The sequence below is a fragment of the Bacteroidota bacterium genome, assembly GCA_018266835.1.
GTDB lineage: Bacteria > Bacteroidota > Ignavibacteria > Tepidaquicellales > Tepidaquicellaceae > JAFDZO01.
Window position 1 is genome coordinate 868,430 of record JAFDZP010000002.1, and the last position, 25,191, is coordinate 893,620.

The 25,191-nt window shown below is 34.9% G+C and carries 26 protein-coding genes; 8 read left to right on the forward strand and 18 right to left on the reverse strand.

What is annotated here, in order from left to right; all coding sequences use genetic code 11:
* Positions 1–146: 146 nt before the first annotated feature.
* The 6 genes from JST55_05605 to JST55_05630 all read right to left on the reverse strand — a co-directional run bounded on the left by JST55_05605 (position 147) and on the right by JST55_05630 (position 5,144).
* Positions 147–2,318, reverse strand: a complete 2,172-nt coding sequence (locus JST55_05605; GenBank protein MBS1492960.1) for a T9SS type A sorting domain-containing protein — start codon at positions 2,316–2,318, stop codon at positions 147–149.
* Between the two features lie 176 nt (positions 2,319–2,494).
* Positions 2,495–2,911 (reverse strand): hypothetical protein, encoded by a 417-nt coding sequence (locus JST55_05610; protein ID MBS1492961.1) that lies wholly within the window; start codon positions 2,909–2,911, stop codon positions 2,495–2,497.
* A gap of 25 nt (positions 2,912–2,936) precedes the next feature.
* Complete coding sequence (locus tag JST55_05615) at positions 2,937–3,449, reverse strand: hypothetical protein (protein ID MBS1492962.1); 513 nt, start codon at positions 3,447–3,449, stop codon at positions 2,937–2,939.
* A gap of 4 nt (positions 3,450–3,453) precedes the next feature.
* Entirely contained in the window at positions 3,454–3,975 is a 522-nt protein-coding gene (locus JST55_05620) for a hypothetical protein (GenBank protein ID MBS1492963.1), read from the reverse strand.
* Positions 3,976–4,057: 82 nt separating this feature from the next.
* Positions 4,058–4,573, reverse strand: coding sequence for a hypothetical protein (locus JST55_05625; protein MBS1492964.1), 516 nt, complete (start codon positions 4,571–4,573; stop codon positions 4,058–4,060).
* Positions 4,574–4,583: 10 nt separating this feature from the next.
* On the reverse strand, positions 4,584–5,144 hold the full coding sequence (locus tag JST55_05630; protein MBS1492965.1) for a hypothetical protein: 561 nt from the start codon (positions 5,142–5,144) through the stop codon (positions 4,584–4,586).
* 176 nt (positions 5,145–5,320) lie between these two features.
* Between JST55_05630 and msrA the strand changes: the two genes are divergently transcribed.
* Positions 5,321–5,992, forward strand: a complete 672-nt coding sequence (msrA, locus tag JST55_05635; protein ID MBS1492966.1) for a peptide-methionine (S)-S-oxide reductase MsrA — start codon at positions 5,321–5,323, stop codon at positions 5,990–5,992.
* Positions 5,993–6,157: 165 nt separating this feature from the next.
* A complete protein-coding gene (locus JST55_05640; protein ID MBS1492967.1) occupies positions 6,158–6,829 on the forward strand; it encodes a flavodoxin reductase in 672 nt (223 codons plus the stop codon).
* Here JST55_05640 and queG read toward each other — a convergent pair.
* The 9 genes from queG to JST55_05685 all read right to left on the reverse strand — a co-directional run bounded on the left by queG (position 6,826) and on the right by JST55_05685 (position 15,629).
* Entirely contained in the window at positions 6,826–7,773 is a 948-nt protein-coding gene (queG, locus tag JST55_05645; GenBank protein MBS1492968.1) for a tRNA epoxyqueuosine(34) reductase QueG, read from the reverse strand. The two genes, JST55_05640 and queG, sit on opposite strands and share 4 nt — an antisense overlap.
* Positions 7,770–8,114, reverse strand: coding sequence for a nitrite reductase (NAD(P)H) small subunit (locus JST55_05650; GenBank protein MBS1492969.1), 345 nt, complete (start codon positions 8,112–8,114; stop codon positions 7,770–7,772). Before JST55_05650 ends, queG begins: the two co-directional genes overlap by 4 nt.
* A 290-nt stretch (positions 8,115–8,404) precedes the next feature.
* On the reverse strand, positions 8,405–8,710 hold the full coding sequence (locus JST55_05655) for an STAS domain-containing protein (protein ID MBS1492970.1): 306 nt from the start codon (positions 8,708–8,710) through the stop codon (positions 8,405–8,407).
* 39 nt (positions 8,711–8,749) lie between these two features.
* On the reverse strand, positions 8,750–10,927 hold the full coding sequence (gene pnp, locus JST55_05660) for a polyribonucleotide nucleotidyltransferase (GenBank protein ID MBS1492971.1): 2,178 nt from the start codon (positions 10,925–10,927) through the stop codon (positions 8,750–8,752).
* Positions 10,928–11,058: 131 nt separating this feature from the next.
* Positions 11,059–11,331, reverse strand: a complete 273-nt coding sequence (gene rpsO / locus JST55_05665; GenBank protein MBS1492972.1) for a 30S ribosomal protein S15 — start codon at positions 11,329–11,331, stop codon at positions 11,059–11,061.
* Between the two features lie 8 nt (positions 11,332–11,339).
* On the reverse strand, positions 11,340–12,278 hold the full coding sequence (locus tag JST55_05670; GenBank protein MBS1492973.1) for a bifunctional riboflavin kinase/FAD synthetase: 939 nt from the start codon (positions 12,276–12,278) through the stop codon (positions 11,340–11,342).
* A gap of 12 nt (positions 12,279–12,290) precedes the next feature.
* Positions 12,291–12,782: a redoxin domain-containing protein gene (locus tag JST55_05675; GenBank protein ID MBS1492974.1), complete on the reverse strand. Its 492-nt coding sequence runs from the start codon at positions 12,780–12,782 to the stop codon at positions 12,291–12,293.
* A gap of 127 nt (positions 12,783–12,909) precedes the next feature.
* The gene (locus tag JST55_05680; protein ID MBS1492975.1) at positions 12,910–13,953 is read right to left on the reverse strand and encodes a hypothetical protein; all 1,044 of its coding nucleotides are present in this window, start codon (positions 13,951–13,953) and stop codon (positions 12,910–12,912) included.
* Positions 13,954–13,973: 20 nt separating this feature from the next.
* Positions 13,974–15,629 (reverse strand): S8 family serine peptidase, encoded by a 1,656-nt coding sequence (locus JST55_05685; protein ID MBS1492976.1) that lies wholly within the window; start codon positions 15,627–15,629, stop codon positions 13,974–13,976.
* Positions 15,630–15,798: 169 nt separating this feature from the next.
* On the opposite strand from JST55_05685, the gene JST55_05690 reads away from it, so the two are divergent.
* From JST55_05690 to JST55_05705, 4 genes are all read left to right on the forward strand, one after another.
* A complete protein-coding gene (locus JST55_05690; protein ID MBS1492977.1) occupies positions 15,799–16,788 on the forward strand; it encodes a polyprenyl synthetase family protein in 990 nt (329 codons plus the stop codon).
* Between the two features lie 9 nt (positions 16,789–16,797).
* Entirely contained in the window at positions 16,798–17,064 is a 267-nt protein-coding gene (locus JST55_05695) for an HPr family phosphocarrier protein (protein MBS1492978.1), read from the forward strand.
* 101 nt (positions 17,065–17,165) lie between these two features.
* Positions 17,166–18,047, forward strand: coding sequence for a T9SS type A sorting domain-containing protein (locus tag JST55_05700; GenBank protein MBS1492979.1), 882 nt, complete (start codon positions 17,166–17,168; stop codon positions 18,045–18,047).
* Positions 18,048–18,143: 96 nt separating this feature from the next.
* Positions 18,144–19,031 carry a hypothetical protein gene (locus JST55_05705; GenBank protein ID MBS1492980.1) on the forward strand — a complete coding sequence of 296 codons (888 nt, stop codon included), beginning with the start codon at positions 18,144–18,146 and terminating at the stop codon, positions 19,029–19,031.
* Between the two features lie 5 nt (positions 19,032–19,036).
* Here JST55_05705 and JST55_05710 read toward each other — a convergent pair whose 3' ends face one another.
* The 3 genes from JST55_05710 to JST55_05720 are packed head-to-tail and all read right to left on the reverse strand — an operon-like array spanning position 19,037 to position 22,206.
* Complete coding sequence (locus tag JST55_05710; GenBank protein ID MBS1492981.1) at positions 19,037–19,486, reverse strand: nucleoside deaminase; 450 nt, start codon at positions 19,484–19,486, stop codon at positions 19,037–19,039.
* A gap of 18 nt (positions 19,487–19,504) precedes the next feature.
* Positions 19,505–20,749, reverse strand: a complete 1,245-nt coding sequence (locus JST55_05715; GenBank protein MBS1492982.1) for a hypothetical protein — start codon at positions 20,747–20,749, stop codon at positions 19,505–19,507.
* A 23-nt stretch (positions 20,750–20,772) separates the two neighbouring features.
* A complete protein-coding gene (locus JST55_05720) occupies positions 20,773–22,206 on the reverse strand; it encodes an aldo/keto reductase (protein MBS1492983.1) in 1,434 nt (477 codons plus the stop codon).
* A gap of 484 nt (positions 22,207–22,690) precedes the next feature.
* Between JST55_05720 and JST55_05725 the strand changes: the two genes are divergently transcribed.
* Positions 22,691–23,503, forward strand: a complete 813-nt coding sequence (locus JST55_05725; protein MBS1492984.1) for an enoyl-CoA hydratase/isomerase family protein — start codon at positions 22,691–22,693, stop codon at positions 23,501–23,503.
* Positions 23,500–25,134, forward strand: coding sequence for a trypsin-like peptidase domain-containing protein (locus JST55_05730; protein ID MBS1492985.1), 1,635 nt, complete (start codon positions 23,500–23,502; stop codon positions 25,132–25,134). The genes JST55_05725 and JST55_05730 overlap by 4 nt, the downstream gene beginning before the upstream one ends.
* The last annotated feature ends 57 nt before the right edge of the window (positions 25,135–25,191 follow it).

Below are 25,191 nucleotides of genomic sequence, written 5' to 3' on the forward strand. Positions count from 1 at the left end.
TATTTATCAGTTTTATCCCTATTACTGCCAGTGCGTTAATTTCACTTACGGATTTCACTTACAAAGGCTACTTCAATTAAACTTTTAAACGTTCTGTTACCATACTGAAATTCATTTTTTAATAAATCCAATCTGAACTTTATTCCTCACTTCACTATAACCATTCTTTTCGTTTGAATAAATCCGTTTGTTTTCATTCTGTAAAAAAATACTCCGCTGCCAAAGCGGCTTGCATCAAATGTAACCATATAACTTCCAGCCGACTTAAACTCACTTACAAGATTTTCAATTTCTTTACCAAGTATATCATAAACCTTTAAGTCCACAAAATCTCCTTTCGGAATATCGAACTGAATATTTGTTACAGGATTAAAAGGATTTGGAAAATTCTGATGAAGCTGATAATCGCTTACTACTGAATTACCTACCTGAGTAATTGCCGAGACAAAAATTCCCCCTCCGTTTGTGGTTTTCAAATTAACTCCGAAATCCCCTACTATTATTCCTGTGCTTGCATTAAAAAATTTTATATCTTCTATTCTTGCCTGAGTAGGAATTGAACCCGTTCCCCAATGACTTCCTCCGTCAGTTGTTTTATATGTTACACCTGTACCTGCTGCATAGCCGGTCTGCTCATTAATAAAATCCATTGATGAAATGAAAGTACCTTGTGGAATGCCAGTAATATATAATTGATACCAATTCGCTCCCCCGTTTGTAGTGGTCGAAATCCCATACCCGCATATATATCCCTTAGTATCGTTCACCATTTTAATTTTATATAGAGTATTACCCAAAGAATTCGGAGTAGAATAAACAGGTATCCAGCTTGCTCCGGAATTAGTAGTTCTGTAAACTTTATTTACAAATGACTGATTTACTCTTCCGCAAAGCATACCTGTATTTTCATTGATGAATTGAATTGAATAAATATCCAAATCATCTTGCAATGTTACCGCCTGCCAGTTTACTCCACCGTTTGTTGTACCGAAAAATTTATAGTAACCGTAAACAAATCCTGTATTAACATTTGCAAATTTCACCTTTGTACCTATATAATCATCTGAAACGTAAGCAGGTGTAAAACTTGCTCCGCCGTTTGTTGTTTTACTTACGTAAACATGCCATGCACTATTGCCAGAAACAAATCCCGTATTTACATCTAAAAAATCTACCCCTGAAACACCTTCTAAACCTGTTTCATATTCTGTCCAGGTTTCTCCGCCGTTTGTAGTCTCTTTTATTTTATTGTTCCGTCCCGCAATATACCCGGTATTATTATTTACAAAATCGATTACCTTGAGCACATCACTTGCTGAGCCGTTACCATTAGGTTCAGTTATCTGCGCCCAGTTATCCCCGGAATTTTGTGTTATGCTTATTCTGTTGTTTTTATCAAGAACATATCCCTTCTGAATTGATTCAAAATACAAATCAATCGGTTCCAAATAGGGCTGCGTTTTTATTATCCATGTAGCGCCGCCGTCAGTTGAACTTTTAAAATCGTTATAATCTGTGCCGGCAATATTATTTTCATCAAAAATAAATATGCGCCCGAACACTTCACTTGTTCCGGTAATAGTCCAGTTCAAACCCTGATTTGTAGTTTTATATAATCTGCTTCCGTTTGCGAAACCGCCATACTGAATAAATCCTGTATTTGCGTTTACAAACTTTAATATTCTAAAATTACCGGCCCAGCCGTTAAAAATCTGTGAAGTCCAGTTTAAACCGCCATTAGTAGTTTTGTAAAGAGTAGAAACACCACCTTCCATACCACCCATCGTTGTTACAAATCCGGTATTATTATCGATAAAATTTATTGATGTTAGTTCATCGGGTAGAGTCGTTAACAAATTCCATGGAGATGAACCTCCGTTAGTTGTCTTATAAATATTTTTATATGTTATAACGTATCCGATGGAGGCTGATGTAAAGGCAATGCCTCTTATTCCTGTTGATGAAGATTCGTAAATAACAGAAATGCCTGTCCAGTTCACTCCGCCGTTAGTAGTTTTCCTCATTCCGTTATACTTTGTACCAAGGTAATAAGTGTTCTCATCATATTTCTGAAAAGCCGTGATGTTATCTTCCGGTCCCGTAAGCCTGTTTATTACATTCCATGATGCTCCGGCATTGCTTGTTGAAATAACCGTTGAACATTCCCCTATTCCGAATAATTTATTATTGCCGGTGAAGATCTGATTGATTCTGTTTCCCTGCGGGTTAGGACTTTTCCAGTACCAGTCCTGCTGAGCGCTTAAGTGTAAATTAGCGGAGAGTAGAAAAAGGCATGCTAATAAAATTAATTTTCTCATAAGCTAATTTTATTGTAGGTTGACTTATGAATAAAAGTAAAAATACTGCATTAATAAATCAAGTTTTAAAATAACTGCAAATGTTGAAATCTTTTACGGATTTAAACTTTGGTTATATGAAAGCGGTATTAAAACTGTTGGAGGAGGGAAAATTTAATTTATATTTAAATTCTATTCTAATGATATACAAAAGCATAATACTCCGCGTTTAAAATATATACACCATCTGAAATTGTGTTACGGACTTTTTTAACATCCTGCTCGTCCGATATTCTTATTACCATCACGGGAAGTATATTCACAACAGAACGGACAGAACAAGTTATATTTTTTTCTTTAAAAAAATTTATTAAGTCAGAATTCATCCAGTCATTGAGATATATTTTATTAACCATGCAGTTTTTTTCAGAAAGATAATCAATAACTTTATTCATATGATTTGTGTCAGTAAATTTATTGCTATCGCAGTACACATATAAAAGATGTTTTAGTATTCCTCCTGTGGTATCTTTATCCAGTGTAGAGTTGTAGGTTTGAGCGAAGAGACAATTAGCGCAGAAAAAAATACCAATTAATAAAATAAATTTTTTCATAATATTTATTTTTAAATTCGCATAGTTAAAAAATGAAACCAATACTTGCATCTATGTTCAGCCCAAGCTGCGAGGCAGAGCTGCTGTCTCTTCTCTTTGAATAGAATACGGGACCTGCTCTTAAATGCAAAGATATTTTCTTATCCGGCTTTATCAGAAAATAACCTGCATTGGGAGAGAAAGCAAAAGAGTCTCCGTAAAAATCATTTGTCTTTTCATAAACACCGAGCATACTGAAAAACAAACCTTCATATATTTTTGTGTAGTAGTTCATACCTGCTGTAAGATAATATCTGTTAAGCCCGTCATTGAACAGGAAATTTTTACCGAAAGATGCTTCAATGCCTATATCTTCATTAAGCCTTAACCTGTATCCAAGCCTTCCTCCGTTCACTGCTCCGTAGCCCAGATAAATTTCATTCGCAGGAAAGTTTTTATTATTCAATGAAACTTTCAGTGAATCTTTCAGAATATCCTGTGAAAATAAATCCTGAGTAAGTATGAGAAATAAAAAGAGTAATGTAAGTTTAATTTTCATTTGTTCAGAATTTATAACCCAATGATAAAATTGTAAAAGGAACAACGGGAATAAAATAATAAGAGCTTTCAGAGAAGAACGGCTGAAGAAGAGTTATTCCCAATGTAACTTGCGGAGTAAGGTTAATATCTGCTTTAATTGATAGCAGCGGGTAAACTAATTTCTGTTCAGAGTATTTTAAGACCTGAACACCGCCTCCAAAGTAAACATCCACACGGTTCTGCATTATATAGGTATGATAATAGATCATAGCATTGGCAGATGATCTGTTTCTTGTGTAAAGAGTTATACTCGGTTCGATAGTCATTTTTTTGAATACATCATACATATAACCCGCATAAAAAACTCCTATACTGGATGAAGGCAGCATACCGTATCCGGCAAAAAATTTATTTTTTTTGCTGTGCGTTAAACGTTCAAAATCCTGACTGCTCAGTGAATCGGATTTTATTATGTTATTTATATTTAAAGATTTTTTTTCTTTCAGAGAATAATCAAATACCTGAGCATAAGATCTGTTACACATTACAAAACAACAAATAAAAATAAAAACTTTAAATGATATAGAAATCCGGTTAAGCAAAATCACTTTTTAAATTAATAAAAAATTAAATTTCAAATTTGTATGACAGAGTAAAATTAAAAAGCATTAATGGAGGCGCTGCAAAATCAGTTCCAAAAAAAATGGGCTGCTTGTATTCTGCCCCGAGTGAAACACCTTTATATATATTAAAGTCTAACCTTAAAAGTCCTGACGGGTAATAATGAATAGTTTTTGTAAAATTAACTGTTCCTCCGCCGCCTATAAATAAATTCACTTCCTTTGAAAATATTTTATTGGTATATAATATATATCCGCTTACTGAAGAAAATAATTTTTCTGAACCGCCGCCATTTTTAATCAATTTATAATTATCATAACCAAGCGCAAGTGATACGGTTTTTGAAGATTTTGCAAACATTTCTATACTGAACAGAAATGAGGGTTTATCATAGGAAGAAACTCCGCCGCCAACGGAAAAAATATATTCTTTCACTTCCGGTTTAGTATTATATAAATTCTGTCCGAAAGACAATCTTCCTAACATCAAAAGAATTGCAGATATAAAAATTATTTTCTTCATCAGTGAATTGTTAAAATGAATAACCAAAACCGATATCGATGTTCGGCAGCAGTGTATCATAATGAACAGTTTCTGTTGACCTCTCGTAATAATATCTTAATGCAAAACCACCTCTTGCAAAAAAATTCATACTGAATTTAGTAAGCCAGATATAACCTGCATTAAGTGAATAATAGTACTTCGGACTTCTTAGATTTGCCTTTTCACCCCTGTCACCTATTGCAAACAACGCACTTATAAAAACCGGAATTTTTTCACTGTAACGATAACTTACACCGACTCCGTATCTTTTTTCTTCATCTGACGCGCTTGTAAAATTTGCCAAATCATATCCTGCAGAAATTTCTCCGGAAAAATTTTCCGTTGCCTGAACCATAAGTCCGGCACGGACTCCGCTTGCAAACCCGATTCCTATATGAGGAAGAAAAATGGGATAAGAAGTTTTTTGTGTAGAAATAAATTTTGATACTTGCAGTGAAGGATTGAAGTTCAGAAGAGTTTGGGAATAAGAAGATGAATTCAGGAATATCGTAAAAACAGCCAGAATAAAGAGAAACGGGGATTTTTTCATCTTAAGTATTTAACTTAACATTTTTATGCATAAAATTAAAATTAGTTCCTCAAAATATAGATATTAAAACAAATTAAGATGCAAAATAAGTTAAAATCTCTTTGCCGGGTTCAGACGTATTTATTAGAGAATTATTTATTAACTATATTTGTTATAAATTGAAACCAATTCAAAAAATGAAAAACCATAATAAGTACAGAAGTGTTTTCAGTATTACTCTGATAATGCTTTTTTTTAGTTTTTACTTCACTGCCTGCTCGCAGATAAAATCAACTATGAGCGGAGGCAGCAAAGATATACCGGTTGAAAAATCAAATCTATCAAATAAGGGAGATAAAAATAAAATGTCAGGCGACACAACAAAATATAAAAAAGCAATATTCGCATCCGGATGTTTCTGGGGAACACAATACTACCTTTCAAAAGGAAAGGGAGTAATTTCAACAGAAGTGGGATTTACCGGAGGAACAAAAGACAATCCGACGTACAAAGAAGTATGCACAGGAAAAACGGGACATGCAGAGGCAACACTTGTTGTTTACGATCCCGAGCAGACGACATACGAAGAGCTTGCAAAACTATATTTTGAAACACATGACCCTACGCAGGTAAACAGACAGGGACCGGATATCGGCACACAATACAGGAGCGAAATTTTTTATTTAGATAATGAACAAAAGGAAACAGCAAACAAACTTATCGATATTTTAAAAGGCAAAGGATATGATGTTGTAACTAAAGTTACTCCTGCTTCTACATTCTGGAAAGCAGAGGAGTACCATCAGGATTATTATGAAAAGAATAACGGAAGTCCTTACTGCCATGTGTATAAAAAGAAATTTGATTAATAAATGTCATTCCCGCGAAGGCGGGAATCCAGTTTGATGAACGGAGCTTATACTCTGTTAATCTGCAATACTCCCCTGATTACGCTTCTAGTTTTCAGGGGTTTTTTATTTTGAATTTTGTAACCTTTTTTATAATATTGTATCTAACTTTTAAATAAGACTTTAATGGAAGAGCACATAGTAAAAATAAAAGTAATAGAGCACGCAACACACGATGTTCTGCGAATTGTTTTGGAAAAGCCCGAAGGATATAATTTCAATCCCGGACAGGCAACGGAAATATCTATCAATAAAAAGGGATGGGAGAAGGAGAGAAGGCCATTTACATTTACTTGTCTTCCCAGTGAAAACTATCTTGAGTTTCATACAAAAACATATCCTGAAAGAAAAAGCGTGACAAATGAACTGCTATCATTGAAGGCAGGAGACCAATTAATTTTGCACGATGTATGGGGAACAATCGGTTACAAAGGAGAAGGCGTGTTTATTGCGGGCGGTGCCGGTGTGACTCCGTTCATTGCAATATTCAGATATTTGAAATCAAAGAATGAACTCGGTAACAGTAAGCTTATTTTTTCCAATAAGAAAAGAGAAGATATAATATTGAAAAAAGAGTTTGAAAAAATACTTGGAGAGAATTTTATAAATATTTTATCTGAAGAAGATACAAATGATTATCCGCACGGTCACATAACGGAAGATTTTTTAAAACAGAATATCGGAACAGTTGACCAGAAGTTTTATGTCTGCGGTCCCCCGCCGATGATGGATGCAGTAGAAGGGTATCTGAAGAATTTAGGCATTAAGAAGGAAGATATTGTGAAGGAGGAATTTTAAATATTCTTTATATCCCTTTTTAAATTCTTCTCAATATTTCTTTTCCATCCTGCGTATTTCGTTCTTCTTACAGGCGTGCCTTCAAATAATTTATTGAATTCTTCTTCGGGAAGTTTTGATAATTCTTCCAGTGATTTATTCAGCGTTTCTTTCTTTGGAAAAAATCTTTCATCTTCTGTGAAAACATTTCTTGAGTTGTAAGGGCATACATCCTGACATGTATCGCAGCCGTAAATCCAGTTATCCAGATTTATAAACTCAGGTATCTCACCACGATTTTCAATCGTCTGATACGATATACATAAATTCGCATCGAGCTTATACTCATCATAAATCGCTCCCGTAGGACAGGCATTCACGCATAGCGTGCAGTTCTTGCACAAGTCCTCTTCAATAGGTTTATCATATTCCAGTTCGACATTAATAAGTATTTCACATAAAAAGAAAAAACTGCCGATAGCGGGATTTATAATGTTCGTGTGCTTACCCATTGCTCCGATACCACTGCGTGCTGCCCATATCTTATCCATCATGGGACCGTCATCTACATATGCGCGCGTCTTAATTTCAGGAGATAATAATTCTATTTCTGCACAAAGAGGTTTTAATTTTTTCTTTATTACCTTATGATAATCTTTCTCTCCCCAGGCATAGCGGGAAATTTTAGCTATTGATTTATCCTCTATATGCTGATATGGAGTATCGTAAATAAAGGCGAGTGATATAATTGACTTTGTTTCAGGCATTACAAGGAAGGGATTTACTCTTTTTTCAAAGGAGTTATTCAGCCAGTTCATACCGGCATTCTTCTTTTCATCCAGCCACTTCTTAAAATAGATTTCCTCCTTAACAAGAATCTCCGCTTTCGAAAATCCGCACAGGGCAAAGCAGTATTCTTTTGCTTTCTGCTTTATTAGTCCTGATATGATTGACGTATTAATCAAAAATGAAAATCGAATAATTTTCGTTTCGGTTTCTTTACGTATATATAATCGTCTTCTATTTTCAGTTCATATGTTTTCAGCTTGCATCCGATTTTTGTTGGCTGCTCACCTGTTTCAAGATGAAATTTAAATCCGTGTATGGGACATGTAACATACATTTCATCTATATAACCGTCAAACATCTGCGGCACGTGATTATGCGGGCATATATTATCAACTGCATATACCTTATCATATATTTTAAAAACAGCTATCTCATGGTCGTCATCTAACTGAAACTGCTTTCCTTTTTTATTTGAAAGCTCCGATAGCTTGAATGTTTTTACGTATTCGTCTTTCAATTTAGTATCAAGTAATAAGTATAATGTAGTAAGTAAAAAGAAAAAATTCGTGCTATTATCTGCTCACTGTGTGTATTAAACGCAAAGAACGCAGAGAATTCGCGAAGACCGCAAAGTTTTATAAACAATTAATTCATTAAAAGATTTCTTTGCCCACTCTGCGTGAGACTTTGCGGTCTATGCGCTTAAAATCAATCAACAATGATTTAAAATTGGGCATAAAAAAATCCCGTCTGAAACAATTAAAAAAATTTGCTTTATTCAAACGGGATTTGAAGGAGAGACTTGTATTATTTTATATCGAATACTCTGTCAAGACGGGCAATTTTTATTAAATCTTCCACTGCCTTGTTAACATTCATCAATACTAATTTACTTCCTTTTTCACGCTCCATTCTTTCTGCAAGAAGAAGACATGAGAGGCCTGAGCTGTCACATCTTGTTACATCGCCCAGGTCTATTATAAACTGATTATCAATTTCTTTCTGAAGAAAAATTAATTCAGCTTTTAAATCAGCAGCTATTTCGTGGCCGAGTACTTTTGATTCAAGCTTGAATATTGTTTTGTCTTTCTGTTTATCAATTTCGAATTTCATGTTGAGAGAATTTAATTTTCTTAATTATTCTTTCTTAACTTAGCGTCTGTTACCGCCGCCGCGTCTGTCATCTCTTCTCGGTCCGTCGCGTCTGTCACCTTCAGGTCTTTCGCGTTTTACCGGCTCTACATATCCTTCAGGTTTCGGAAGCAATGCTTTTCTGCTAAGCTTCATTTTTCCTTCACGGTCAATATCAAGAAGCATGACTTCTATCTTATCGCCCATATGTAAAACGTCTTCAACTTTATCTACTCTCTTATAATCTATTTCGGAGATATGAAGAAGTCCTTCTTTACCCGGAATGATTTCCACGAATGCGCCGAAATCTTTTATAGATTTAATTGTGCCTTCATAGGTCTTTCCTTTTTCAGGAACTTCAACTAATCTTCCTACCATAGTCTTAGCAATCTCTGCATTCTTTTCATTCACAGCTGCAATTGTTAACATACCTGTATCATCGATGTTAAGCTCGCAGCCTGATTCTGCAATGATGTGGCGAATCATTTTTCCGCCCGGTCCGATGATTGTTCCAATCATATCAACAGGAATCTGCATTGAGTATAGATGCGGAGCATACTTCGATAAGTTTTCTCTTGGAGCAGAAAGTGTTTCGTTCATTATTCCAAGAATATGAAGTCTTCCGTCCTTTGCCTGCTTAAGAGCTGTTTCAAGGACTTCAAATGAAATTCCTCTTATCTTTATATCCATCTGAATCGCTGTGATACCGTCAACTGTTCCTGCAACTTTGAAATCCATATCACCGAAGTGATCTTCATCGCCGAGAATATCTGAAAGCACTGCAACTCTATCGCCTTCTTTTATAAGACCCATCGCAATACCTGCAACCGGTTTTTTCATTGGTACACCAGCATCCATTAATGCTAATGAACCTGCGCAGACTGTAGCCATTGAAGATGAACCGTTTGATTCAAGAATATCCGATACGATACGAATAACGTAAGGGAAATCTTTTTCGCCCGGAGCCATTTTTTTCAATGAACGCTCTGCAAGGTTACCGTGCCCGATTTCTCTTCTTCCGGGTCCTGGTCTTCCGCTGGTTTCACCTGTGCTGAATCCCGGGAAGTTATAATGAAGTATAAATTTCTTCTGAATTTCGTCTCTTAATCCTTCGATAGTCTGTGAGTCGTTTCCTGTGCCTAAAGTTACAGTTGTCAAACTTTGTGTTTCACCTCTGGTGAATAAAGCTGAACCGTGTGTTCTCGGTAGAACAGTTACTTCACAAGCAATATTTCTTATGTTAGTTGTTCCTCTTCCGTCTAATCTTTTGCCTTCATCTAAAATCATTGCGCGGATAACATTGTACTGTATATCGTGCATAATGCCTGAAAGCTCTTTTTCTTTTTCAGGATATTTTTCTGCTAATGCTGCTATTACTTTTTCATGAAGCTCATGATTTTTATCGTGTCTTTGTTCTTTCGGAAGAACTGCGCTTACCATCTCTTTATACTCAGCTTCGTACAATGCTTTAACATCGTTTATCATTTCTGTTCTGTCTTCAGCAGCAGGAATTGGTTTCTTTGCTTTAGCAACTTCTGCCGCAAATTCCTTCTGGAATTTACAAAGCTCGATGATATGTGTATGGGCAAATTTAACTGCTTCAATAAATTCTGCTTCTGAAATTTCTTTTGCTTCACCTTCAACCATTACGATTGAATCTTCCGTTCCTGCAACAATAATATCAAAATCACCTTCGTCATTCTGAGTGTGAGTCGGCAGAATTATTAATTCACCATTCAATCTTGTTACTCTTACTTCTGCTATAGGTAAATCAAAAGGAATGTCAGATATCATCAATGCTGCTGAGGCTCCGATAGCAGCAATTACGTCTGCATCGTTCTCTCCGTCTGAAGAGTAAACACCTGCCTGAATATCAACTTCGTTGAAATATCCGTCAGGGAACATTGGTCTTATTGGTCTGTCTATTAATCTTGATGAGAGAACTTCTTTTTCAGAAGGCTTCGCTTCTCTTTTAAAGAAACCGCCCGGAATTTTTCCGACGGCTGCCGATTTTTCTCTGTAGTCTACTTTTAATGGGAAAAAATCCTGTCCCGGTGCTGCTTCATCTTTTGCGACTGCTGTACATAATACCACGGTGTCTTCTAGGGAGATTAACACTGCTCCGTTTGCTTGCTTAGCAAGTCTTCCTGTTTCTAGAGTTAGTTTTTTTCCGCCTATCTCTATGCTTTTTCTTATCAATTCGGTATAAACCTTTCTTGTAAAGTTTTAAAATGTTTAACGTCTTTTTTATGTACGTTCATAAAAACGACAAACCCGTCCTAAAAAATGAGGGACGGGCATTTGTGAAATAGAATAAAAAATCAAAAAAATTATTTTCTGATGTTTAACTCTTTTATGATGCCTCTGTATCTTGTAACATCTTTGTTTTCAAGATATCTTAAAAGCTTTCTTCTTTTACCAACCATTTTCAAAAGACCTCTTCTTGAGTGGTTATCTTTTGCATGAGTGTTAAAATGGCTTGCTGAAAGCTCATTAATTCTTTTTGTAAGTATTGCAACCTGAACTTCAGTCTTTCCTGAGTTGTTAGCTGATTCGCCGTACTTTGTTACAATCTCGCTTTTTTCTTCTTTAGTTAATGCCACGTGTTTTTTTAATTAATGTTACTGAATATATTTAAAGTTTTTTGTTTGTCTTCGTCAAGCTTCTTTGTAAGCTCTTCAAGGGAATTGAATTTTACTTCTTCCCTTATGTACTCAACAAACCTGATTTTAATTTTTTCTCCGTAAATATCTTTATCAAAATTAAAGATGTTTACTTCAATGAATATTTCATCGGTATCATTCACTGTCGGGTTATGCCCTATGCTCATCATACCTTGGAAAATATTTTTATCGTAAAGAACTTCTACTGCGTAAATTCCGTTTTTCGGAATTTGTTTGTTATCATCATCAATCTTCAGGTTTGCCGTCGGATATCCTAACTCTCTGCCTCTCTTCGCTCCCTGCACAACTGTTCCTTCTATTTCATAAAATCTCCCGAGAAAAAATTTCGCAGCGTTTACATCTCCCTGTTCAAGAAGATTTCTTATTTCAGTGCTGCTTATATTTTTATCGTCGATTTTAAACTCCGGCACTTTGTGCACGCTGAAACCGAAATTATTTGAAAGTGCGTTTACCGTTTCTATACTGCCTTCGCGATTTTTACCGAACATGTGGTCATATCCGATAACTAAATCATTAAGTCCAATCCTGTTCACTATGTAATCAGTAAAAAATGTCTCTGCCGGTGTTGCTGCAAACTCTTTACTGAAATTTATTATATAAACTGTATCAAGAGGAAATCTTTTTAGTAACTCAAGTTTCTCCTCTGTGGAAGTCAAAAGCTTTACATCTTTGGAGCGGTTCCTTAAAACAATCTGCGGATGCGGGTCGAAAGTGATTAAGATGCTTCTTAAATTCTTTTCTTCCTTCAGGCGATTAAGCTCACCTATTATCTGCTGATGCCCTATGTGAACACCGTCAAAAGTCCCTACGGTAACAACGGTTTTCTTATCGTAAACAATTTCATCAGGCTCTCTAACAACAATCATTACCTTAAAAAATTAATTTAAGGATTTTAAAACTTCTTTTACTTTATCAAAGTTTGGCAGATCTCCTGCGCTTTCTAAAACTTCAGCGTATGCAATCTTACCTTCTTTATCAACAACAAATGCAGCTCTTTTTGAAACTCCGTTCATATTGTGAACAAAGCCGCCGTCAGGATATCTTGTTCCGTATTTTTCAATCACTTCTTTGTTGAAATCGCTAAGTAAAGGGAATGTAATTCCGTTTGTTTTTGCCCATGCATCCTGTGTAAAAATAGAGTCAACACTTATTCCGAAAGTCTGCGCATCAAGTGAAGAATAATCTTCGAAGTCTTTTACGATTGTACACATTTCTGTTGTACAAACTCCGGTAAATGACTGCGGATAGAAAAATAAAACTACGTTTTTCTTTCCTTTGTAATCACCTAAAGTGTAATCTTTAACATCGCCTGTTTCATTTTTACTTTTTAAAGTAAAATCAGGAGCTGTATCGCCAACGTTTAAAGCCATGTTTATGGATGAAATTTAATTTTAAGCAATTAGTAATATAAGGATTTACCCAGAGAGTTTCAATGAGAAAACGGGGTTTATAAGAGGTCAAAAATGAAATGAACTTATTTGAGACAAATCTGCGTAATTATGGCGTAAGTGCTTGTTTTTTCTTTTTTCTATTTCTTTTAACAATATATATAACTATACCTGCAATAACGAGAATTATTATAATCGGAACACCAAAAACCAGAAACAACATTATAGTTGAAAAGACATTGAAGCCCGAATCATGCACTTCAAAATCATTCGCCGTGAACGGTTTGTAAGACTCAGCGATGATATTAGCCGGCTGAATGCGGTCAACTTCATCAAAATATTTGGCTGAGTTTGAAACTATTGACTGAATATCGGTTTTACTCTTCGCGCTTTTATAACGTATAAGAACGTTATCCTTCGGAGTCGGCTCTAAATTTTTAAAATCATAAATTAAGCTATTGCTTTCTTCGTTTATCTTAAACTTTGTGTTTGGAGATACACCCATAATGTCTTTTGCAGTCAACCCATCCATTAACTGAATATTTATCCTGCCGCTCTCGATATTTTTAGCCCATGCTTTGCCTGACTCAAGTATGTAAACAAAGCCGTTATCGTTATCCCTGCTGTAACCTTTTCTTAAGATACTGTTTGAAGTATTAACAATGAAGTAAACTTTTATTTTTGTGATTGCACCCGGTTTAAAATCTGACTTCCATACGTACCAGTTATTGTACAGATTGCGTTTTTTCTCATCGAATGAATAGCTCGAGTCCCCCGCTTTCAGTTTTTCATTTGGCACATCTTTGCCGTCAACAAATACTTTCAGTCCGTAAATATCTTCAAAGCTGACTCTAGAAACCAATTCGTTTTCATAAGAAGCATTGATTGGATAACCTGTATTAAAAATTATTTCTTTGTTGGATAAGTTAAGCATGTTATACTCACCACGCACGACTGCAAAGTTAGGATATAGCAGAACAGTTATCTGCTCGCTCTGCATCTGAATTTTATCCAGGTATTGAGCATCGGAAAAAAAGAAAGGAATAAAATCGCTGCTGCCTCCGTTATTATAAAATCCGGGAGCGGCAGCGTTTGCAAAAATTTTTGAAGTAATACATATAAAGAAAAACAGAACAACAAAAAATTTTCTCATTCTACTGGGGTTATGAGTTATTAATTCTGAGCAAATTCCTGAGCACGCTTGAATGCATTCAGCATATCTACTACTCCGCCCGAACGAGATAAACTTGCGAACGGCACTTTCGAATTTTTCCCTTTTACTTTCACCTGTAATCCCGGATATGTTCTCACTGAGCTTGTAATAATTTCTTTTATCTGGGCTGCAGTAAGATTCGGGAAGTACGCTTTTAAATTAGCTGCAATACCTGTTACTTCAGGGGAAGCCATGCTTGTTCCGCTTTCGTGTTTGTATAAGGGATTCGGATAGCAGCTGTTTATCTCAACACCCGGAGCATACACATCAACAATTTTGTTTGAATAATTACTGAACGAAGCTGCAAGGTCATAATGCCCTGCTAAATCTTCCGGATCTTTTTCTTTAGACCATTCCTTCATCCACGTTGATGCTCCGACTACAATCATATTCGAGAAAAATTTCATTTTTCCGTCTTCCATCATAAATTTTTTCGGATAACTGATTTTTGTTTCTATATCAGCTCCGTCGTTACCTGCTGAGTTTACAAATAACACTCCTTTTTCTTCAGCATACTTCATCGCTTCCAGTACCAGGTCAGCTTTAGGAGAAAAATATTTTCCTGCTGACATATTTATAATATTCGCACCGTTATCAACTGCATAATGAATTCCGTTTGCAATATCTTTATCTCTTTCATCGCCTTCATCGGGCACGCATCGTATGCTCATAATTTTTGCATAAGGACACTGACCGATTGTATTTACACTAGCTGCAATTATTCCTGCAACGTGAGTTGCATGGTCCATGCTGCCTGTATTAGGTTTATTGTTGCCGTAAGATTTATCTAAAAATAAATTCGGATTATCTCCAATCAATAAATATGTGCTTGTCGTATCTGTTAAGTATTTTGATTTCGTATCATACTCTTTCTGCAATTCTAACATTTCATCTTTCTTAACTCCGTACATGAAATATGTATTTAGAATAACCGATGCTGCCTCTTCATATTTTCCTGTTAATGTATTGGAAATTTTCTGCAGTTTATCAGGGTCAGTCGGATAATTTCTTTCCTTTAAAGTTGTTTCAGCTTTATTAAGTTCATCCACTGAGGTTCCAATTCCCATTTTCATAAACATGACTTCACTTTTTTCTTCAAGGTATGCATCCTTAACTTTTTTAAAGTAAGGGTCACTTTCGCTCACACCTTCTTTTTTTAATCTGAAATATTCACGCGTAAATTCCATCCCAAGACTTTCCTGTGTTCCAAGAAAATTCCATCCGTTGAAATCATCTATATATCCGTTGCCGTCATCATCTACTCCCGGCTGGCCGTTTACTTCAGCCATGTTCTGCCAGATATTATTTTTTAAGTCAGGATGATTTATATCTATACCTCCGTCAATAACTGCAACAACAACCTGCTTCGGTTCATTGAGAGTCTGAGTAGTTTTTAAATACTCTCTGAAAGCCAATGTTCTGGTTCCTTCATAGCCGTCTTTAGGGTCAGTTAAAGCCCAGTCAGGAATTTCCTGCGCATCTGTTTTAATATATTTCTGAATCTTCTCCGAAAGCAGTTCATGAAATCTGTTATCTGAGTTTGGAATAAATGCAAATGAGGAAGCTGCAAGTATTAAAGCGAGAAAGGATGTGAAGAGAATCTTATTTTTAGACATGTATTTGAACACTTTTAATTTCATATTTCTAACGAATAATATTTTATATATTAACAGTTTTATTTACAATAGAATTACAACTGCCTTGCGGTTATTATAACCCAAATCTTCTGTTTAAATTCAAAAACTAATTAAAAGTTTCACGCATCAGGAAGAATAAATCGGAATAATGGAAAAATTTTTAGAGAAGTATAGTGTTTATAAGAGTAAAATCGATGAAAGAATAAACTCCCTCGTTGTTGAAAAAGAACCCAAAAGTCTTTACGACCCCGTAAATTATATCCTTTCAGGCGGCGGAAAAAGAATCCGCCCCGTTATTTTACTTTTTGCTTGTGAGTCTGTCGGCGGCAATATTGAAGATGCCCTTGATGCCGGAGCAGCTATTGAAGTGCTTCATAATTTTACATTAGTTCACGATGATATAATGGATAATGCCGATACCCGCAGAGGAAACGAGACCGTTCATAAAAAATGGAACGTAAACACTGCAATTCTTGCCGGCGACAATTTAATCGCTATAGCCTATAAATCATTATTAAGAACAAAAGTATTAGGAATAGAAAATATAGTTAAAGAATTTACTGAGGGCGTTGTTGAAGTCTGCGAAGGGCAAAGCTATGACAAAGATTTTGAATTAGAAAGCGATGTAACGATTGATAAATACTTAATGATGATTCAGAAAAAAACTGCAAAGCTTATTGAAGTCAGCGCAGTTATGGGAGCTATTATCGGAGGAGGAACTGAAGAACAGATCAGTAACATAAGAAACTTTGCAATTAACTCAGGTCTGGCATTTCAGATACAGGACGACTTGCTCGATATAATTGCAGATGAAAAGGAATTCGGGAAAAAAATCGGCGGAGATTTAATTGAAGGGAAGAAAACTTATTTATTGCTAAAGTCGCTTGAAGTTGTGAACAAGAAAGAAGACAGGAAACGAATTGAACTGATAGTAAAAAACTCAGGAATAAAAGATAACCAGGAAGAAGAGATACAAAGAATTAAAAAAATATATCACGATTACGGAGTGATTGACGCTGCCAAAAAAGCAGTGGAGAGCTATACTTTAAAAGCAGATGAATGCATAAAAGATTTTGACCCGAAGTATCAGGAACTGCTGAAGGGATTTTCACAAATGTTACTCGAAAGAAATTCTTAATTTTTACAAATGATTGAAAAAGAAGTTGAGATTGTAAATAATGCAGGAATGCATACACGCCCTGCATCATCAATTGTTAAAATCGCCGCAAAGTACAAAGCCGATTTTTTTATAACACGGGATGATTTTGAAGTTAACGGTAAAAGCATAATCGGCGTAATGACTCTTGCCGCGGAAAAAGGCTCGAAGCTTACACTGAAATTTGAAGGCGAAGATGAAGAAGCTTTATCGGTTGAGATGATTGATTTTTTTGAAAAAGGATTCGGTGAAATGTAATTTATTTATCAGAAATAAAATTGAAGTTTACCCCAATAATATTCCGCATATTACTTTTTTTTACTCTGCTTAATTTCTGCAAAGCAGAAAGTTTTTCATTTGTGGATTATAACTGCGAATCCGATAACGCATTCTTTTACACAAAAGAAAATCACCTTATCTCCGGCTATTTAAAACTCATCAATGACGACGGTAGCATAAACAATCAGTTTCAAATTATAACTCGCACTGATTCAATCTTCTACATTCCGGATTACAACTTCATAAGCTATACGAATGAGAAAGGATACTTTCCAATGGTGAAGTTTGCTTTTCCGTTCATGGAGCTTAAGTTTAATGTAATTCCTTATATGCAGACTCCAGCATTAATAAAATTTTTATATCTGCTGGATAAAGTAAAATTCAGACCAAGAGTTTCCGATGGAATGCGCACAAATGAAGCTCAATTGCTCTATAAAAGAAGAGGCTGGTCTAATATTGAAGCATCGCCGCATATCATAGGAGCAGCAATGGACCTGGCTTATACTCCTCCCGAAGATAAAGCAAAAATTCTTTCTCTAAACGATGCCATAAATGTTCATTATCTTGAGCATGGTCACAGAGGCAACAGGCACGTTCACATTCAGGATAACAGCATCTGGAACATGGATGTTTCCACCTATGCAAACGATTTAAGCGCGAAGCTTAATGCAATTATAAAAGAAAAGATCTGCATGGTTGCAGATGCATACAGCAGAGTTTATAAAAAAACAGATGAAGTGAATTCATTTATATATAATTTTCACACAAAAAATCCGGGGACACTTAAAATCAAATTTTATGATATGTACGGAAAGAAAAAAGCAGAACTGCTTTCAGGAGTTTATGAGCCGGGCAATCATTCAATAAATGTATTAACACATTTTTTAAATACCGGCATTTATAAAGTTATCATTACGAACCAGGAAGGACTGCTTGAAGAAAAAATTATCGGAGTAATCTGAATCTGCTTTTATTTTTTAAAATTTTCGTTACATTCATCTATGGAACGGAAATTATCTAAATACCTCATTTTAATTTCCCTCATATTAATTACCCTCATGTTTTTCACCTCTCAATTATTTTCTCAATCTCAGATAAAATTATTAGAAAGAGCTTACAAAGAAAATTCTGATTCTCTTATGCTGATTTTTATAAATAACTGGAAAAAAGATTTACCTGCTAACTATATAGATGAAACTAATCAGGACAGCATTTTAAGTTCCGCAGTCGAAATCTATAAACTTTTTTACAAGAAAAAAAAGATTACTGAACATCCTTATGGGGAAAATGATGCGAAACCTGCCTATTCTTTAAATATGCAAAGTAATTCTTTGCCTGAATTAAACCTTAGTCTTTTACCGTCTGATTTTTTTATCAGGGTAAAAGAGAGAATTGGTTATTTTCAATGGACTGAGGACTCAACATGGAATAACTATTTCCCTGAAAACGAGCGAAGAGATACATTAAAGCCGCCTGAAATATCTTACTTCATGAATGGCAATGAGCTTAAGCTAATAAAAATTAAAAATTTTTTGCCCTCTTATATAGTGGAAAAGGCAAAATTTTTGGATTCAAATTACATAGGAATATTTAATTATTTTTTACTTGGGAATTTCAGGAAAGAACAATTTACCCGATTTGAAAATAATAATTTGAAGAGAACAGAAGAAGAATTTCAAAAAAGATTTTCGTATTTAACTAACTATCTTCCAATATATTTTACTGGCGGCCATGTAATTATAACCGATGAGAATGGTGATGATATTTTTAACAGAGGAGAAGGAATGCTTATCGGTGATTATGATACAATAAGTGAAATAATATTTGATAAATCTTTAAAATATGCTTCTGTTGGAGTGACTAATGATATGTCAAGCACAACGTATTACCTCGAAAGAACTGACAACGGTTGGAAAGTAAAAAAGAAAAGGAGCCTTTATATATAAGTTAACTACCTCTTCACCTCAAAAAAACTTTTTAAAATCCCTGCGCATTCTTTATCCATAATTCCGCCATAGACATTTACATTATGATTCATCATTTCATTTGAAGTTATATTGAATGCACTTCCGCATCCGCCGATGTTATTATCAAATGCGCCGAAGTAAAGATTATCAATCTTAGCCATCACAATCGCTCCCGCGCACATGGGGCATGGCTCAAGCGTAACATACATATTGCAGCCGATAAGCTGCTTTGACTGCAGATATTCAGCAGCAGAAGTAATTGCAATTATCTCTGCATGAGCAGTCGGGTCTTTTAACGTCTCAACCTGATTATGAGCTTTTGCAATGATTGTATTCTGAAAAGTTATGATGCATCCTATCGGCACTTCATTTTCTTCGTATGCTCTCTCTGCTTCTTTGAAGGCGTACTTCATCCATATTTCCTGTGTATTCATTTACTAATTTTTCTTTAGTTACTTTTTCTTTTTTATTGGTGTTTTTGGTTCGGGATTTAAAGTATCAGCTTTAACTCCCTGCGGATTATCGTTTTTCTTTTCATCACTCGGTTTTACCAACGGCGCACTAAGCTTTCGCATCATATCTTTGAACGAATAAAATTTATATCCGCGTCTTTTTAAATTTGCAATTTCTTTATCAAGAAATGTAAATTCCGAAGGAGATAGATTCAGAATATAAAAAATCGTTCCTGCTCCGCTTTTAGTCCTGTTAATTATATTTGTAAATAAATCGTAAATCTTTTTCTCGTCAATGTTTGACGATGCAAACTTTGTAAGCATTGTATCTTTATATACTGTGATTTTATACTTCTGAAATTCTTCTTTTATTTTTTGCTCGAAGACAAAATCTTTAACAGGATTTTCAATTATCACTCCGCCGGTTTTTGCAAACTCGTATGAAACACTTTTTATCTTTGCTCTCCATCCACGATTGTTTTCAGTTCCTGATTTAAAATCAGATTCAACATCGTCCTCTTTTCCTATAGAAAATTTAAGAAGAAAATCTTTTTTTGAATTTTCAATCGATGCCTGCATGTCAGATTTATCATTGGTAAGAGGAAGAATAACCGAGAAGCTTTCATTTGAGTTTAGCACATCGTTTAAATCAGAAGATTTAAAATCAGTAATGTTGTTTAATATGAGGCAAACATCCGATGCATCTCTTTTTATTTTATCGGTGTAATTCAGCTTTATATTGCCGACAGTTTTCTTTAAGCTGTCTTTCTTAAAAAATATATCAGCACTGATGTTTCGTGTTTTCGGGTCTTCATTGATAGTTTCTTCAAGTCCGTAAAAGCGAAGCATGTTAGTCAGGTTCGTTGTAACTTCTATGGTGCTGAGGTCAAGCGGAATTGCAACATCTTTCGCAAACCATAAGTCGGGATTTACCTTCTCATTCTTTTTATCATTCTTCTTATCATTCTTCTTATCATTCTTCTTGTCGTTCTTATCCTGCTTTTCGTTCTTGTCATCTTTTATCCACTCTTTCTTAATCCCGAATGAATAAAATATAGTATCAATTTCCGTTGGTATCTTTTTTCTTAACTCTTCATCTGTAAATTTCTTATCGGTTATTTTTGTAATGATAGTTTCGTTTGAACTTTCAGATCTACCTAAATAAAAATACAGCAGTACTCCGGATACAACAACCAGAGATGCTATTAAAATTATTTTTGTTTTCAGTTCTTTGAAAGGTATCATTTCAGTTAATACAGTTAATACAATTAATTTATATGGTCAGCTATTTCGCTTTTTATTTTTTTAAATACGGAAATTGTTTCAGGAAGTTTTTTCAAACCTAAAATTTTCACTGAGTCATCTACATATTTTTCTTTTCTTGCCCCGATTAACACTGTGGATACTCCCTCTGTTGAAGAAATAAGCAGCATTGTTTTTTGCGAGAGAGTTAAGCTGTGATATTCTTCCGGAATAATTGAGTTTATAATCGCGTGTATCTTCGCATTACGGGAGTTTGCATTTATTTTATAATACGTCGAAATAAAATTAAATAATTTATAACTCTCCGCTAAATATTTTGCAAAAAATTCTTTGGCGCTGGCATCCTCGACCTGAGTATTAAAAAAATCAGTGAGAAAGTTTATTCTCGGAGCAAAGTTATATTCTATGTTATCGTTGAAATGCTCCAGCGTTCCGAAAAATTTCCAGTTCTCATCAATAAGTTTTCCGAATGAAAGATATTTCTTAGCCTTTTCTAAATCCTCACTTGCTTCCATATCAACTAATTTTTCATCTATGATATCCTGCTCCATTAACATTACAAGCTTATTCTGTTTTACAAAATCATTTTCAACATAAGCGCCTGTTACTTCAAAGTCAGCTAAACGAAGAAGACCTTTTGCAGTAATAGCATTCAGAGGTCTGTTTATTAATACATCTAAGTTATTTTCTTTTGCGAGTTCAAGAACGGTCTTCGTTCCGCTGTTTTGATTTTTAGTCAGAGCTGCGCCGCTCTCTATTAAATTAAAAGGAAGCTGAATACATTTAAAATTATTTTCAGGACTGATTTCATTGGCAATCTGCAATACTTTCTCCAGTGAAGTAAAGTTATATTCATTATGAAAACCCGGGAAAGAGTTGGAAGAAATTCCGTAAGATTTTATTTTGCCTTCATTAACTTTCTCTTCAAGAAAAGCAAAAGCATTTTTTATTCTTCTGTAATATTCTTCTCTTGCGTCTTCAAGTTTCATATCTGAGTGCTCTGCCCATCCGAGAAAATATTCGGGATTATGAAGCAGGTACACATCAACATAATCCATTTGAAGTCTTCCTAGCTGTTCATCCAACTGATGCTGCAAAAATTCAGGATGAATGCAGTGCCAAAGTCTTTCAGCATACTCAACAACTTCGGGAAAAGGTTTGCCTTCTTCTTTTCTTGTCAAAGCAGTTTTATAATTTGAGCCCTGAATGTATCCTGCTTTTGTTACAACAGTAAGATCTCCACTTTTAATTTTATTCTCTTCAATCAGCTTGGTGACTACCTGACCGACAAGTATTTCACTTTTGCCGTCTGCATAATTTGCCGATGTATCTATTAACGTAATTCCTTCTAAAATAGCTTTTTCAAGTGATTTTCTGTGTTCTTCAACTCTAAAATCAATTCTATAACAGCCGAAGCCGAGTATTGGGAAATTTTTCATTTTTTAAAATATAAAGAGTATTTTGAAAATTAAATTCAAAAACCCGCTTGTTTAAATTTGAAGTATTTAAAAATCAAAGCTGCAAATTTTGTAAGAAATAAATTTTGTAAAAACATGCACCGAAACTATCGCCCCCTCGTAAGTTATTTCTTAAAACATTATTTAAACAAGAACGGCAGTTTTTAAAATTTTTTGAATTTTCAAGTATTGAAAAAGAACTTCATTAATTTACAAATCGTCATGCACTTTTCAAATTCAAACGGACCTATTACTATATATATGGAAACATTTTAAAAATCCTCTTGACAGAAAATTGTAACCCATCCTAAAGGGATGGGGGTACTGTATTAATTAAACCAATTTGAATTTTTTGGGTGTGATGGACTCGTCTATTTCACCTTCTATTCTTCATTGTAATTAAAAATCAATAACCTTAATTTCATTTTTTACAATCATTCCACATTTTTATCTAGATTCTAATATAATGAGCGATAAATCTTACCTTTCAGCTTCTTACAATAATATACTTGTTTCTGAAATTGAAAATAAAAGCGGACTTAAAGTCGGCTTGATACAACTCAACCGACCCGATGTCTTGAATGCATTAAAAGTTGAACTGATGAAAGAAGTTGTAGGCACAATGGAAAATTTTGACAGAGATGAAGAAATAGGCTGCATAGTATTAACCGGTAATGCGCGGGCTTTTGCCGCAGGCGCAGATATAAAAGAAATGGCAGATGCTACTGCAATTGAAATGCAGCTAAGCAATCAGTTTGCACGATGGGATAAAATAAGAAAAATAAGAAAACCTATAATTGCTGCAGTAAGCGGATTCGCATTAGGCGGTGGCTGTGAGCTGGCAATGAGCTGTGATATGATAATAGCTGCACAAAGCGCAAAGTTCGGCCAGCCGGAAATAAACTTAGGTGTAATCCCCGGAGCAGGCGGCACTCAAAGATTAACTAAGGCAATCGGAAAAGCGCGCGCAATGGAAATGATTCTCACCGGAAGAATGATGTCTGCCAAAGATATGTTTGAAGCGGGACTTGTTACCCGCGTAGTTGAAGATGAAGTATACTTAGATGAAGCAATTGAGCTCGGTAAAGAAATTGCATCAAAGCCGGCAGTTGCTGTAATGCTCGGCAAAGAGTGTGTATCACGTTCATTGGATCTTACAATTGAGACCGGTCTTGAGTTTGAAAGAAAAAATTTCTACTTACTTTTTGCAACAGAAGATAAGTTTGAAGGCATGAATGCATTTGTTGAAAAAAGAAAAGCTGAGTGGAAAGGAAAATGATTTTAAATTTCAGATTTAAGATTTCAGATTTAAGATTTACTATTTTAGGAATATTCTTTATTCTTTTCATAGCTACTGGTATTTCGCTTGCTCAGGAAAAAAATGTAACAGATAATCAGGGACCGAAAGACGGAGACTTTAATGCGCAGGAAATTATTGAAAATAATAAGGCAGCGCTGGTTTCAATCTGGTATCATACCTCTGATAACTATAATTATTATACATATACTAACAGAGATACGACTTTATTGAACGGCAGCGGATTTATTTTCCGAGCCGACGGATTAATAGGAACTAACTTTCACGTTGTTGAAAGAATTGACAGCTTAATTGTAAAAACAAGCGACGGTAATTTTTATTACGCTCAGATAGTTTTAATAGATGAGAAAAACGATTTTGCGATTTTAAAAATAGTTTCTGAAGACAGTTTAAATTTTCAGACAATAAATTTTGGGAACTCAGATGATGTAAAGCAAGGACAAGATGTTTATGCAATTGGAAGTCCTTTAGGATTTGAATACACAATATCACAGGGAATTGTAGCAGCAATAAGGAGTAACGAGAAGGTTGATTTCACTGACCCGATAACATATATGCCCGTTGTTAAGACTTTTGAAAAAGTTATTCAGATAACGGCAGCAATTTCTCCCGGTAACAGCGGAGGAGCTCTTTTCAATTCAAAAGGTGAAGTGATAGGTATTACAACTTATACTTACATGGGTTACGGCAATCTTAACTTTGCCGTCGCAATAAATGCTTTTAAAAGAACTGCGGCTCTAATCGGCACAGGTAACATTGCCGATAATGAGGAGTTAAAAGCCAAGAAAGAAGAGAGTCTGTTTAACTCAAATTACAGAATTGCGGGTAATCTGAAATCACAGTTGAGTTACGAATGGTATTACTCCAAATGGAAAGATACTATGAAAGTGATTGATACTTTCGCCGTAAGAAAAGATTCAGCAAACAGAATCAATCTTGCAAAGGCTGAAAGTTATTATTTCAAATGTATTGAAATGCACCCCGATACTTTTTACGTGTACAGAGATTTGCTTGATTTATATGTGATGACGGATTCATATACTAAAGCAGAAGATTTATTTAAGACTGTAAGGGAAAGATTTACATCGGATAGTCTGGTTAACTCATTAAGCTCTTCGCTTGCAAGCGCTTATTCTTCTTCGAAAGATTATAAGAAGGCATTAACCTTCTATGAAAAAATGCAAAGGGCTGATACGTCGGATAATTTTATAAGATATTCCATCGCAAACATTTATGATTTGATGGGCGATTATAAAAAAGCGGAAAAGAGTTATAAAGAAGTAATCGGAAGGGATTCAAGTAATACAAGCGCATATGTAGGACTTGGTAAAATCTATTATGAGAAGTATAAAGATTATGATAAGGCGAAGAAAATTCTTGAGAACGCTTACGACCGTGAAATGACATTGTACGGCACAACACCTTACAATATTGATTTACTGTACTACTTAGGTATGATTGCAGTTAAAGAAGGAAGGAAGTTTGATGCAATACTTGCATATATGGATTTGAAAAGTGTATACGGTTCCGGAATTGACGATAACAAAAAGAAAGCTGACCTTTATAAAGCTATAAAGAATTTAGACGAATAAATTAATTCATCTGTTCTCCTTACGAACAGCCTGTCCCGATTTAGCGGGATCCTCTTT